We start from the raw sequence: 14465 nt of genomic DNA on the forward strand, positions 1-14465 counted from the left end.
TCATTCCATCGGTGAGGTCGCTGCCGCACATATTGCGGGTGTGTTGTCGCTCGAGGATGCGTGTGTGTTGGTGGCGGCGCGTGGTCGTTTGATGCAGGCGTTGCCGGCGGGTGGGGCGATGGTCGCGGTGGGTGCCTCCGAGGCCGACGTGCTGGCGCTGGTGGATTCCGGTGCGGTGGCGGCCGGTGACGTCTCGATCGCGGCGGTGAACGGTCCGTCCTCGGTGGTCCTCTCCGGCACCGAATCCGCCGTCACCACCGTGGTCGAGGCGAGTGCCGAGCGTGGATGGCGGACGAAGCGCTTGCGCGTCTCCCATGCCTTCCACTCGTCACTGATGGAACCCATGCTCGCCGAATTCGCCTCGGCGATAGCGGGTTTGACGTTCGCACACCCAATCGTCCCGCTGGTGTCGACCGTGACCGGTATGCAGGTCGTCGACGAGATGGGCGATCCGTCGTACTGGGTGGGACAGGTTCGCGACACGGTGCGCTTCGCGGACGCGGTCACCGCGATGGCGGATCTGGGGGTGTCCCGCTTCGCCGAGGTCGGACCGGACGCCGCCCTGTATCCGATGATCGATCAGACCCTGGACGGACGCACCGCGCCTGCGGGCCGCGCTCCGGCCGTGGTGGCGTTGGCTCACCGGGGCCGGGCCGACGCCGCGAGCGTGACCGCCGGCGTGGCCGCGCTGTTCGTCGCCGGTGCGGAGGTGAACTGGGCCGGTCTCTACGCCGGTACCGGAAGCCGTCGAGTCGATCTGCCCACCTACGCTTTTCAGCATCGGCGGTATTGGGCGAATGTCGCGCCCCCGGCCGCCGACGGTGGCGCTCGGGCGTTGGGATTCGTCGATACCGGGCATTCGCTGGTTTCGGCGATGGTGCCGCATCCCGACTCCGCCGCCGTCACCCTCAGCGGTCGTCTCTCGGTCCGTACCCATCCGTGGCTGGCCGATCACCGGGTGATGGATACGGTGCTGTTTCCCGGGACCGGGTTCGTCGAGCTCGTGCTGCACGCCGGGGGCCAGGTCGGCTGCCCGGTCCTCGACGAGCTGGTGCTGCGGGCGCCCTTGGCGCTCCCGGAAACCGGTGGGGTCGCGATCCGCGTGGTGGTCGATGAACCGGACGACACCGGACACCGAGCCGTCCGGGTCTTCTCCTGTCCCGATGCCGAGGTCGATTCCACCCCGTCCTGGACATTGCACGCCGAAGGCGTTGTCGCCCAAGACGATACGACGCCCGATTTCGACCTGGTGTCGTGGCCCCCGGCGGGCGCCAGGGCTGTCGACATCGACGGTGTGTACGACGCACTCGATGCCCAGGGCTACCGGTACGGGCCCGTATTCCAGGCGCTGACCTCGGTCTGGCGCGGGCCCGGCGGCATCTACGCCGAGGTGGCGGTACCCGAACACGTGCGCGCCGACGCCGCCGGATTCGGGCTGCATCCGGCCCTGCTCGACGCGGCCTTGCACGCCGTGCGCTCGGCATCGGAGACGGCCACGACGGAGGTGCCCCCGACCGGCATCGCCCTGCCGTTCGAATGGTCGGGCGTCACCGTGTACGCGGGCGGCGCCGACTCGCTGCGGGTTCGGCTCACTCCGCAGGGCGAGCACGGCGTGGCTCTGGAGCTCGCCGATTCGACGGGTATGCCCGTGGCATCCGTGCGCCACCTCGCGTCTCGGCCGATCGATCCCGCACAACTCACCACCGGGGCGGCCGCCGGACGGAATGCGTTGTTCCAGGTCGGCTGGACACCGATATCGATCCCCGAAATCGAGACGACGACGGTCCGATGGGCGGAGCCGGCTGACGATGTCCCAGGCCTCGTCGTGTGGGACTGCCCGGCCGGTGACGATCCCGCCGCCGTCCGCGCCGCGACTCACGCCGTGCTGCACACCCTTCAGGAGTGGACGACCACCTCCCGCTTCGCCGATTCGGTGCTGGTGGTCCGGACCGAGGGCGCGGTATCCGTTGCGGGCGAGGAGGTCACGAACCTCGCGGGCGCGGCGGTCTGCGGACTCGTTCGTTCCGCGCAGACCGAACATCCGGGCCGGATCGTCCTGCTCGATACCGACTCCGGCGTGCCGGCCGGACTGGCGGCCGTGGACGAACCGCAGATCGCTGTCCGCGCCGGACAGGCATACGCCACCCGTCTGACCCGCGTCACCCCCGCGGCGGCTCCGACGGCGGACGATCTCTTCGCCGCCGACGACACCGTCCTGATCACCGGTGCGAGCGGCTATCTCGGCGGGCTGCTCGCCCGGCACCTGGTCACCGCGCGCGGTGTGCGCCGGCTGCTGCTGATGAGTCGTCGCGGTGAATCCGCCGACGGCGCAGCGCAATTGCGCGCCGAGGTGGAACAGCTCGGCGCCCGGGTCGACTTCGTCTCCTGCGATGTCGCCGACCGCGAGGCATTGGCCGCGGCGTTGTCCACCGTCCCGGCGGAGCATCCGGTGACCGGCGTCTTCCATCTGGCCGGTGCGCTCGACGACGGCGCGATCGGTTCGCTCACGCCCGACCGGTTGGACACGGTGTTGCGTCCGAAGGTCGATGCCGCTCTGCATCTGCACGACCTGACCCGGGACCTGCCGCTGAAGGTATTCGTACTGTTCGGTTCGGTGGCCGGCACCTTCGGGAATGCCGGGCAGGGGAACTACGCGGCGGCCAACGCGTGTCTGGATGCGCTGGCCGCGCATCGCCGGGCCGCCGGCCGGCCCGGGCAATCCCTGGCGTGGGGTCTGTGGGAAGCGCAGGGTGGAATGGCCGCCGAGCTCGATCCCGCCGCGCGGCAGCGGATAGCTCGTTCCGGTGTGCTGGCGCTGCCGGCGGAACAGGGTCTCGCCCTGTTCGACGCCGCGACACGGATCGATGCCGCGTCGCTGGTCCTGGCCCGCTTGGATCCGACCGCGGTGCACGCCGCCGGAATGGTTTCGCGCCTGTTCACCGACGTGGTCCCGCAGCGTCGCACCGCGGCGTCGGGAGCGGGCGCGGCATTGCGTGCCAGGCTGGCCGACACCCCGGACTCCGAGCGTCTCGCGGTACTGGTGGAGATCGTGCGCGGCCAGGCCGCAACGATTCTGGGCCACGACCACGCGCATGCCGTGGACGCGGACAAGGCGTTCAACGAACTGGGTTTCGACTCGGTCACCGCCGTGGAGTTCCGCAACGTCCTGAAAACCGTTACGGGTCTGCCGCTGCCGGCGACCCTGGTATTCGACTATCCGACGCCCCAGGCCCTCGCCGACCGTCTCGCCGAGATGCTCACCGAGAACGTCTCCGATGAGCCGGAAGCGTTGCCGGAGGACGAGATTCGCCAGGCTCTGCGGACGATCCCGCTCTCCCGGCTCCGGGCGGCGGGGCTGCTGGATGCGCTGATGGAACTCGCGCAGGACGGGCCGACATCGCGCGTTGAAACAGACGGCACCGATCGCAGCGTCGCGGATGAGTCCATCGACGAACTGGACATCGACGACCTGATCGACCTGGCCTACAACGGCTCATCAGAGGACTGAGAATGACGAACCCCGATGACAAGACACAGAAGCTGGCGCAGGCGTTGCGTGTCTCGCTCAAGGAGACCGAGCGGCTGCGGGCGCGCAATCGCAAGCTCGACGCGGCCCTTCGGGAGCCGATCGCGATCGTCGGTATGGCGTGCCGGTATCCGGGCGGGGTGGAATCGCCGGAGGATCTGTGGCGGTTGGTGGCCGAGGGCGGCGACGCCACCTCGGAATTCCCGGTGAACCGCGGGTGGGACGTCGAGCGACTCTACGATCCGACCGGGGAAACACCGGGCGGCACCTACAGCCGCGAGGGTGGTTTCCTGCATTCCGCGGGTGAATTCGACCCCGCGTTCTTCGGCATCAGCCCCAACGAGGCCGCGACGATGGACCCGCAGCAGTTCTTGCTGTTGGAGACCTCGTGGGAGGCCTTGGAACGCTCCGGCGTCGACGCGAGGTCGTTGCGGGGCAGCGCGACCGGCGTTTTCACCGGCCTGATGTATCACGACTATCCGGCCAACGCGAACGCCGGATCCATTGCCTCCGGCCGGGTTTCGTATGTGCTCGGCTTCGAGGGGCCGTCCGTCACGGTGGATACGGCGTGTTCGTCGTCGCTGGTGGCGATGCACCTGGCCGCGGGGTCGCTGCGGTCGGGGGAGTGCGATCTGGCGCTGGCCGGCGGTGTGACGGTGATGTCGACACCGGAGACCTTCGTCGAGTTCAGCCGCCAGCGCGGCTTGGCCCCGGACGGCCGATGCAAGTCGTTCGCAGAGGCGGCCGACGGTGTGGGCTGGTCCGAGGGCGTCGGAGTGCTTGTGCTGGAACGGCTTTCCGACGCACAGCGCAACGGTCATCGGATTCTGGCGGTCCTCGCGGGTTCGGCGGTGAACCAGGACGGTGCGTCGAATGGTCTGACCGCGCCGAACGGTCCGTCGCAGCGGCGGGTGATCCGGCAGGCGCTGGCCAATGCCGGTATCTCGGCGGCCGACGTGGATGCGGTCGAGGCGCACGGCACCGGTACGACGCTGGGTGATCCGATCGAGGCTCAGGCTCTGCTCGCTACCTATGGCCGGGACAGGGACGCCGACAGTCCGTTGTGGCTGGGCTCGTTGAAGTCGAATATCGGTCACGCTCAAGCCGCGGCGGGTGTCGGTGGTGTGATCAAGATGGTGATGGCGATGCGGCACGGCGTATTGCCGCGGACACTGCATGTCGATCGGCCGAGTACGAAAGTCGACTGGACCGAGGGCAATATCCGGTTGTTGACCGAGCCGGTCGAGTGGCCGGAGGGGGACCGCCCGCGTCGTGCGGGTGTGTCCTCGTTCGGTATCAGCGGCACCAACGCGCACGTGATCGTCGAACAAGCACCGGCGACCGAGGCGGTCGCGGACCCGGTGGTGCGAAGCGCGCCCGCGGTCGGCGTGCTGCCGTGGGTGGTCTCCGCGCGCAGCGGCCCCGCACTCGCGGATCAGGCCGTTCGCCTGGCGGAGTACATCGCACATGCGTCTGCGGACGAACCGGATCCGCTCGATATCGGTCTGTCGCTGGCCTCCACGCGGTCCGCGTTCGAGCATCGTGCCGTCGTGCTGGCCGGTGACCGTGACGGCCTGCTCGCGGGTGTGCGGGCGCTGGCGGCGGGCGAGTCCGTGCCCGGTGTGGTGTCGGGTCGGGTGGTGCCGGGTTCGACGGGTGTGGTGTTCTCGGGGCAGGGGGCGCAGTGGGCCGGTATGGCGGCCGAGCTGCGCGATTTTCCGGTGTTCGCCGAGCATTTCGACGCCATCGTCGCGAAGCTGGAACCTGGCCTCGGCCAATCGGTTCCGCTGTCCGATGCGTTGGCCGACGGGGATCTGATCGATCAAACGGTGTTCGCGCAGGCGGGTTTGTTCGCGTTCGAGGTGGCGCTCTTCAGGCTGCTGGAGTCGTGGGGTGTGCGTGCGGATGTGGTGGCGGGTCATTCCATCGGTGAGGTCGCTGCCGCACATATTGCGGGTGTGTTGTCGCTCGAGGATGCGTGTGTGTTGGTGGCGGCGCGTTCGATGGAGCCGATGCTCGCCGAATTCGCCACTGCCATCGCCGATGTGACGTTCAGCCGTCCGACTGTGCCCGTGGTGTCGACGGTGACCGGCACCCGGGTGACCGATGAGATGCGTGATCGGTCCTATTGGGTGAACCAGGTTCGGGATACCGTCCGATTCGCCGACGCCGTCACGACGATGGCGGGCATGGGGGTGACTCGTTTCGCCGAGGTCGGCCCGGATGCCGTGCTGGCCCCGATGGTCACCCGAACCCTCGACGACGCTCCGGCCGGCACGACGCCGGCGGTGGTGGCCCTGGCGCGTCGCGGCCGGGCGAATGCCGCGACCTTGTCGGCCGGTGCCGCCGGGTTGTTCGTCCGCGGCGCGGAACTGGATTGGGCCGGCTGGTACGCCGGGACCGGAGCGCAGCGAATCGACCTGCCCACCTACGCCTTCCGGCACGAACGCTTCTGGCTCGACGCCCGGCAGGTACTCGCGCAGTCGTGGCTGGGAGCCGAACTCGGCGGGGTGACGGCGGTCGGTCTCGATGCCGTCGCGCATCCACTGCTCGGCGCGGCCGTACCGCATCCGGAATCCGGCGGGGTGAGCTTCACCGGTCGCTGGTCGCTGGATTCCGTCGATTGGCTGGCCGACCACAGCGTCTTCGGCGTGGTACTGCTGCCCGGCACCGGATTCGTCGAATTGGCCGGCCACGTCGGTGGCCTGCTGGGCTGCGATGTGCTCGAAGAACTCGTCCTGCAAACCCCGTTGACGCTTCCGGCGCAGGGCAGTGTGTCGGTGCAGGTGGTGGTGGCCGCCGCGGACGACACCGGCCGGCGCCGGCTGAGTATCCATTCCCGCCGGGCCGCCGAGGAACCCTGGGCGATCCATGCCGAAGGCGTTCTCGCCTCGGGTGGCGTGGTCGCCGATTTCGATCTGAGGTCGTGGCCGCCCAGCGGCGCGCGGCCGGTGGATATCGACGGCATCTATGACGAGCTGCTCGAGCTCGGTTACGGCTACGGTCCGGCGTTCCGGGGTATGCGGGCGGCGTGGCAGCGTGGGGACGAACTGTTCGCCGAGGTCGCGCTGCCCGACCCGGCCGACGCCGACAGCTTCGGCATCCATCCGGCCTTGTTCGACGCCGCGCTCCATGTCCGGATCGTGCACGCGCTGCGCGGCGGAGGCGGCACCTCCCCGGCCTTGCCGTTCACCTGGAACAGGGTGGCGTTGCACGCGGCCGGGGCCGCGGTGGTGCGGGTGCGGATCGCGGTCGAGGGCGAGAAGTTCGGCGTCCAGATAGGCGATGCGCAGGGTGAACCGGTGCTGTCGGTGGCCGCCCTCGTGTCCCGGCCGGTTACGGCCCGCCAGCTCGACGCGCCCCGGGTGTCGCAGGATCTGTTCGGCGTGGAGTGGGTCCCGGTGGCGGGATCGGCGGTGGCTGTCGTCCCGGAACGGGTGGCGGTGCTCGGCGCCGGCGCCGATACGGGGGAGGTGCGCGGATACCACGATCTGGCGGCACTGGTCGCCGATCTGGATGCGGCCGCGGAGCCGGTTGTCCCGGAGATCGTCGTGTTCGAATGTCCGCGAGGTGAGGGCGCGCCGCCCGCGGCGGCACGGCAGGTCGTGACCCGCGTGCTCGAGACCGTGCAGCGGTGGCTGAGCGATTCCCGGTTCGCCGGCTCCCGGTTGGTCGTGGTCACCGAAAACGCTGTGCCCGTGCGCGAGTCGGAGTCGGTGAACCTGGCGCAGGCGCCGGTGTGGGGTGTGCTGCGGGCCGCGCAGGCCGAGCATCCCGATCGATTCCAGCTGCTGGATCTGGACCGCGAGGACGCCGAGACTCGCACCCCCCTGGCTGTGGCGTCGTCGGCCGCCGCGGTCGCCGGCGAGCCCGAGGCCGCGGTGCGCGGTGCGGTCGTATCGGTTCCGCGATTGAGCCGTCACCCGGCCGGTGACACCGTTCGCCTGGACGAGCCCGGCACCGTGGTGGTGACCGGTGGCACCGGTGGTCTGGGTGCGTCGATCGCGCGGCATCTGGTGGTGAACCACGCCGTGCCGCGGCTTGTTCTGGTGTCGCGTCGTGGGCCGGACGCGCCCGGCGCCGAGCGGTTGCGTGACGAGTTGACGGAGCTCGGTGCGCAGGTGCGGATTGTCGCGTGCGACGTGTCCGATCGGGATGCGTTGGCGGCGTTGATCGACAGCATTCCGGACGAGCATCCCTTGGTCGGTGTGGTGCACGCCGCGGGTGCCGCCGACAACGGTGTGGTCGAGGCGATGTCGGCGGATCGGGTGGATCATGTGTTCGCGCCCAAGGTCGACGCGGCGTGGCATCTGCACGAGTTGACCCGTGATCGGTCCTTGTCGCTGTTCGTGGTGGTGTCGTCCGCCGGCGGACTGGTGTTGGCGGCAGGACAGGCGAATTATGCTGCGGCGAACGTCTTTCTGGATGCGCTGGCCGCCTATCGCCGGGCAGCGGGATTGCCGGCGACGGCGATCGATTACGGGCTGTGGGCGCGTTCGAGCGGACTCGGCACGGAGCTGTCCGAAGCCGATTTCGAACGGATGCGCCGGCAGGGGTTCCCCGCGCTCGCTGAGGACGAGGGCCTCGCGCTCTTCGATGCGGCGATCGCGACCGAGACCGCTCAACTGGTCGCGCTGCGGATCGATTCCGCCGCGCTCCGGGCCCGTGGCGAGAGCGTTCCGGCACTCGCGCGCGGAATCGTCGCCCCGGCGAGCACACGTCGCAACACCTCCGCGGCGACGCACGCCTTCCTGGACACGCTGGCCGGGCTGTCGGAGGCCGACAAGCGAGTGGCCGTGCTGGATCTGGTGCGTTCGGTGGCCGCCGGTGTGCTCGGGCACACGTCTGTGGATGCCGTCGAACCGCAGCGTGCTTTTCAGCAGCTGGGTTTCGATTCGCTGGGTGCGGTGGAGTTTCGGAACCGGTTGAATGCCGCGACGGGTTTGAAGCTTCCGGCGACCTTGATCTTCGATTATCCGAACGCCCAGGTCGTCGCGGAATTCATCGGTTCCGAGCTGGCCGGTGTGGCAGTGGTGGAGGAGAAGCCGGTCGGGCGGGTTCGGGTCGATGACGATCCGATCGCGATCGTGGCGATGAGTTGCCGCTATCCGGGTGGTGTGGCGTCGCCGGAGGAGCTGTGGCGGTTGGTCGCCGAAGGCGTCGACACCAACGGGGAATGGCCGGTCGATCGCGGCTGGGATATCGACGCCGTATACGACCCCGAGCCCGGTAAGGCGGGGAAGACCTACACGCGCCGTGGTGGATTCCTCTACGAGGCAGCGGATTTCGATGCCGACTTCTTCGGGATCAGCCCGAACGAGGCCACGATCATGGATCCGCAGCAGCGATTGCTGCTCGAGACCTCGTGGGAAGCACTGGAACGCGCCGGCGTCGACCCGGCCGAATTGCGGGGGACCGCCACCGGTGTGTTCACCGGCGTCATGTACCACGACTACGCGCAGGGAACGGAGAGCCGCAACAGCGCCGGGGGAAGTCTGGTCTCCGGCCGAGTCGCGTACACGCTGGGGTTGGAAGGCCCTGCGGTATCGGTGGATACGGCGTGCTCGTCCTCGCTGGTGGCCGTGCATCTGGCGGCGGGATCGCTGCGATCGGGAGAATGCGATCTGGCCCTGGCCGGTGGCGTCGCGGTGATGGCCTCGCCGGACATGTTTCTGGAGTTCTCCCGTCAGCGCGGTCTCTCTCCCGATGGCCGGTGCCGCGCCTTCGCCGACGCCGCTGACGGTGTGGGCTGGTCCGAGGGCGTAGGTGTGCTCGTGCTCGAGCGACTGTCCGACGCGCAGCGCAACGGCCATCAGGTCCTGGCGGTCATCGCGGGTTCCGCGGTGAATCAGGACGGCGCGTCGAACGGTTTCACCGCGCCGAACGGTCCCTCGCAGCAGCGGGTGATCCGCCGGGCGCTGGCCGATGCCGGACTCGCCGCGGCAGAGGTGGACGCGGTCGAAGGCCACGGCACCGGCACGACATTGGGTGATCCGATCGAGGCCCAGGCATTGCTGGCGACCTACGGCCGCGACCGCTCTGCGGATCGTCCGTTGTGGCTGGGGTCGTTGAAGTCGAATATCGGTCATGCCCAGGCCGCCGCCGGTGTGGGTGGTGTGATCAAGATGGTCATGGCGATGCGCCACGGCGTGTTGCCGAAGACCTTGCACGTCGATCGGCCGAGCACGAAAGTCGACTGGTCCACAGGCGATATCGCGTTGTTGACCGAGCCGGTCGAATGGCCGGAGAGGGATCGGCCGCGGCGGGCCGGTGTGTCCTCGTTCGGGATCAGCGGCACCAACGCCCACCTCATCCTGGAGCAGGCGCCGAGCGTGGCGGTGCCGGCGGAGGCCGCGCCCACCGCTCCGGTCGGCGGCGTCGTGCCCTGGGTGATCTCGGCGCGCAGTGCCGCGGCCCTCGCCGGTCAGGCCGACCGGCTCGCGTCCGCGATCGGCGACGAGCACGATCCGATCGACGTCGGGTTCTCCCTCGCATCCACCCGTGGTGTGCACGAACACCGTGCTGTCGTGACGGCCGGTGACCGTACCGACTTGCTCACGGGCGTGCGGGCATTGGCCGGCGGTGAGCAGGCGCCGGGTGTGGTGTCCGGTCGGGTGCTGCCGGGTTCGACCGGCATGGTGTTCTCGGGGCAGGGGGCGCAATGGGCCGGGATGGCCGCCCACCTCCGCGCCGCCTACCCGGTCTTCGCCGACCACTTCGACGCGATTGTGGCCGAGCTGGAACCTGGTCTGGGACAGAAGGTTTCGCTGCGGGACGCACTGGCCGACGATGGTCTGATCGACCGCACCGTCTTCGCGCAGGCGGGATTGTTCGCGTTCGAGGTGGCGCTGTTCCGGCTGTTCGAGGCGTGGGGTGTGACCGCAGGGGTGGTGGCGGGTCATTCGATCGGTGAAGTCGCCGCCGCGCATGTGGCGGGCGTGTTGTCGTTGACGGATGCGTGTGTGCTGGTCGCCGCGCGCGGCCGGCTGATGCAGGCCCTGCCTGCCGGTGGCGCGATGGTGGCGGTCGGGGCGTCCGAGACCGATGTGCTGTCGGTGCTGAGTGGTGAGGTCTCGATCGCGGCGGTGAACGGTCCGTCGTCGGTGGTGGTGTCCGGTGTCGAATCCGAGGTGATGGCGGTCGCCGCTCGCGCCGCCGAGCGTGGATGGCGTACGACCCGGTTGCGCGTGTCGCATGCGTTCCATTCGGCGTCGATGGAGCCGATGCTCGCCGAATTTGCCTGTGCCATAGAAGGTTTGACGTTCGGCCGCCCGGAGATCGCCGTGGTGTCCACGGCGACCGGTGCCCGGGTGACCGATGAGATGTCGTCCCCGGCGTATTGGGTCGCGCAGGTTCGCGACACCGTGCGGTTCGCGGACGCGGTCACCGCGATGGTGGATCTGGGAGTCTCCCGCTTCGCCGAAATCGGGCCGGATGCGGTGCTCGCGCCGATGATCACCCAAACCCTCGAGAACAGGGCGACAGCGGGGCCCGTGACGGCGGTTCCTGCCGTGGTCGCGCCGGTGCGCCGGCACCGGGCCGATGCGGCGACGGTGACGGCCGGGGTGGCCGGACTGTTCGTCGCGGGCGCCGAGGTGGACTGGGCCGGTCTGTACGCCGGCACCGGAGCCCGGCGAATCGACCTGCCCACCTACGCCTTTCAACGTCGGCGCTACTGGGCGGGGGCGACCGGCGCCGGCGGCGACCTGCGGGCCATCGGCCTCGCATCCACGGGACATCCCCTGGTCTCGGCGATGGTGTCCCACCCGGATTCCGACACCGTGACCCTCACCGGGCGCCTGTCCGTGCAGACCCACCCGTGGCTCGCCGATCACCGGGTGATGGATACGGTGCTGTTCCCCGGAACCGGCTTCGTCGAACTCGCCCTGCACGCCGGGGAACGAGTCGGTTTGCCCATGCTCGACGAGTTGGTGCTGCAGGCGCCGCTGGTCTTGCCGGACACCGGCGGAGTCGCGGTACGGGTAGTGCTCGGTGAGCCGGACGCGACGGGACGGCGCGAAATCCGGATCTTCTCCTGCCCCGACCGCGATGTCGACACGATGCCGTCGTGGACGATGCACGCCGAGGGTGCTCTCACGTCGGAGGAAATCGACGAATCCGGATCGGCCTCCTGGCCCCCGGCCGACGCCACCGTTGTCGACGTCGACGGCGTCTACGACGAGCTCTCATCCGTCGGCTACGGGTACGGCCCGGTCTTCCGGGGCTTGCGGGCGATGTGGCAGCGCGGGAACGAATTCTTCGCCGAGATCGCGCTACCGGACTCCGGGCGCGCCGACGGGTTCGCGATCCATCCGGCGCTGTTCGATGCCGCATTGCATCCGGGCATCGTGGACGGCTTCCGCAGCGGGAAAATCGGTGATTCCCCGGCGTTGCCGTTCATGTGGAATCGGGTCGCGGTGCATTCGACCGGAGCTCCGGTGGTGCGCGTGCGGATTTCACCGGACGCGGACGGATTCGGCGTGCGGATCACCGACCAGCAGGGGCGCCCGGTGCTGTCGGTCGGTGCGCTCGTCTCGCGGCCCGTATCGGCCGAGCGCCTCGCTGCGAATCCGGTCGCGGACTCGCTGTTCGGCGTGGAGTGGACGGCCGCCTCGACGGCATCCGCGACGCTCGAACCGAACCGCATCGCGGTGGTGGGTTCCGGACGAAGCTCCGGAGGTGCGCCACGGCATCGCGACCTCGCGGCATTGATCGCCGACCTGGATGCGGCCGGGAACACCGTCGTCCCCGAGGTCGTCGTTCTCGAATGCCCCGAGGACGAATTCGCACCGCCGGTCGCGGCCCGGCAGATGGTCGCCGGTGTCCTCGAGGCCGTGCAAACGTGGTTGCGCACTTCGCTTTTCGCAAGCTCTCGCCTGGTGGTCGTCACCAGACATGCGGTATCCGTCGACGGAGCCGGGCAGGTGAATCCGGCGCAGGCGCCGGTGTGGGGTCTGGTGCGGGCGGCGCAGGCCGAGCACCCCGGCCGATTCCAGCTCCTCGACCTGGACCACGACCGCGATGCCGTCACCGCGCTGACCACGACGACACCGGCCGCCACCGAGCCGGAGGTCGCGGTGCGCGGGGCGGATGTGCTGGTTCCGCGGTTGCGCCGGCTCGCCCCCGGTGCGGTGGGTCGCTCGATCGAGCCCGGCACCGTGCTGATTACCGGCGGAACGGGTGGTCTCGGTGCGTTGATGGCGCGCCACCTAGTCGTGAATCACGGTGTGGCGCAGCTGGTTCTGGCATCGCGCAGCGGACCGGACGCACCCGGTGCCGAACAGTTGCGTGACGAGCTGGCAGAGCTCGGCGCGCAGGTGCGGTTCGCGGCCTGCGATGTGTCCGACCGCGATGCGTTGGCGGCGCTGATCGACGAGATTCCGGACGAGCATCCGCTGATCGGTGTGGTACATGCGGCGGGCACCGGCGACAACGGGTTGATCGAATCCCTCACGGCGGATCGATTCGGGCCGGTGTTCGCGCCGAAGGTCGACGCAGCGTGGTATCTGCACGAGTTGACCCGTGATCGACCGCTGTCGCTGTTCGTGCTGGTGTCGTCGGCGGGTGGTTCGGTGCTGGCGGCCGGGCAGGCGAATTATGCCGCGGCCAACGTCTTTCTGGACGCGCTGGCCGCCCACCGTCGCGCCGCGGGTCTGCCCGCGACCGCCATCGATTACGGATTGTGGGCGGCCTCGACCGGCCTGGGGTCGATGCTGTCCGACGGTGATGTCGAGCGGATCCGGCGGCAGGGACTTCCGCCGCTGAGCGAGACCGAAGGGCTGGCGCTGTTCGATCTGGCGATCGCCACCGAATCCGCGCAGGTGGTGGCATTGCGTGTCGATCCGGCGGCTCTGCGCGACCGCGGCGACGAGCTGCCGGCACTGCTGCGCGCGATGGCCCCGGCCCCGATCCGGCGCCGGGCACGAGACCAGGGTCCCGATCACGCGTTCGCCCGGACGCCGGCCGGTTTGCCGGATGCGGATCGGCATGCGGCTGTGCTGGATCTGGTCCGGTCGGTGGCCGCGGGTGTGTTGGGGCATGCGTCGGTGGATGCGGTGGAGCCGCAGCGGGCTTTCCAGCAGCTGGGATTCGATTCGCTGGGGGCGGTGGAGTTTCGGAATCGGTTGAACGCGGCGACGGGTTTGAAACTTCCGGCCACGTTGATCTTCGACTATCCGAATGCGGAGGTGGTGGCCGAGTTCATCGGGTCGGAATTGGCCGGTGTGGCGATTGCCGACGCCGAGCCGGTCGGCCGGGTCCGGGTGGATGATGATCCGATCGCGATCGTGGCGATGAGTTGTCGTTATCCGGGGGGTGTGGCGTCGCCGGAGGATTTGTGGCGATTGGTCGCCGAAGGTATCGACACCAACGGCGAATGGCCGCTCGACCGCGGCTGGGATGTCGACGATATCTACGACCCGGAGCCCGGAAAGCCCGGCAAGACCTACGCGCGCAACGGTGGATTCCTCTATTCCGCAGCGGATTTCGATGCCGACTTCTTCGGGATCAGCCCGAACGAGGCCATGGCGATGGATCCGCAGCAGCGGTTGCTGCTGGAGACCTCGTGGGAGGCGCTGGAACGGGCCGGTATCGAACCGGCCGTGTTGCGCGGCAGCGCCACCGGTGTGTTCACCGGTGTGATGTACCACGACTACGCCCAGGGCAGCGGCAAGGCCGGAACCGCGGGCGGCAGTCTGGTCTCCGGGCGTATCGCCTACACGCTGGGGTTGGAAGGTCCTGCGGTGTCGGTGGATACGGCGTGTTCGTCGTCGCTGGTGGCGCCACACCGGATATGTTCCTCGAATTCTCCCGCCAGCGCGGGCTGTCCCCGGATGGCCGGTGCAAGTCGTTCGCGGATGCCGCGGATGGTGTGGGTTGGTCGGAGGGGGCGGGCATGCTGGTGTTGGAGCGGCTTTCGGATGCGCGTCGCAATGGGCAC

The 14465-nt window shown here is 69.3% G+C and carries 3 pseudogenes; all 3 read left to right on the forward strand.

The window, feature by feature from the left end:
* Positions 1–7: 7 nt before the first annotated feature.
* Positions 8–2731 (forward strand): annotated as a pseudogene (locus IG65_RS0133440) (SDR family NAD(P)-dependent oxidoreductase); the annotation flags it as partial.
* A gap of 189 nt (positions 2732–2920) precedes the next feature.
* Positions 2921–3244 (forward strand): annotated as a pseudogene (locus IG65_RS39970) (acyl carrier protein); the annotation flags it as partial.
* Between the two features lie 266 nt (positions 3245–3510).
* Positions 3511–14465, forward strand: a pseudogene (locus tag IG65_RS38780) (SDR family NAD(P)-dependent oxidoreductase); the annotation flags it as partial.

This window comes from Nocardia sp. NRRL WC-3656 (genome assembly GCF_000720265.1).
GTDB lineage: Bacteria > Actinomycetota > Actinomycetes > Mycobacteriales > Mycobacteriaceae > Nocardia > Nocardia nova.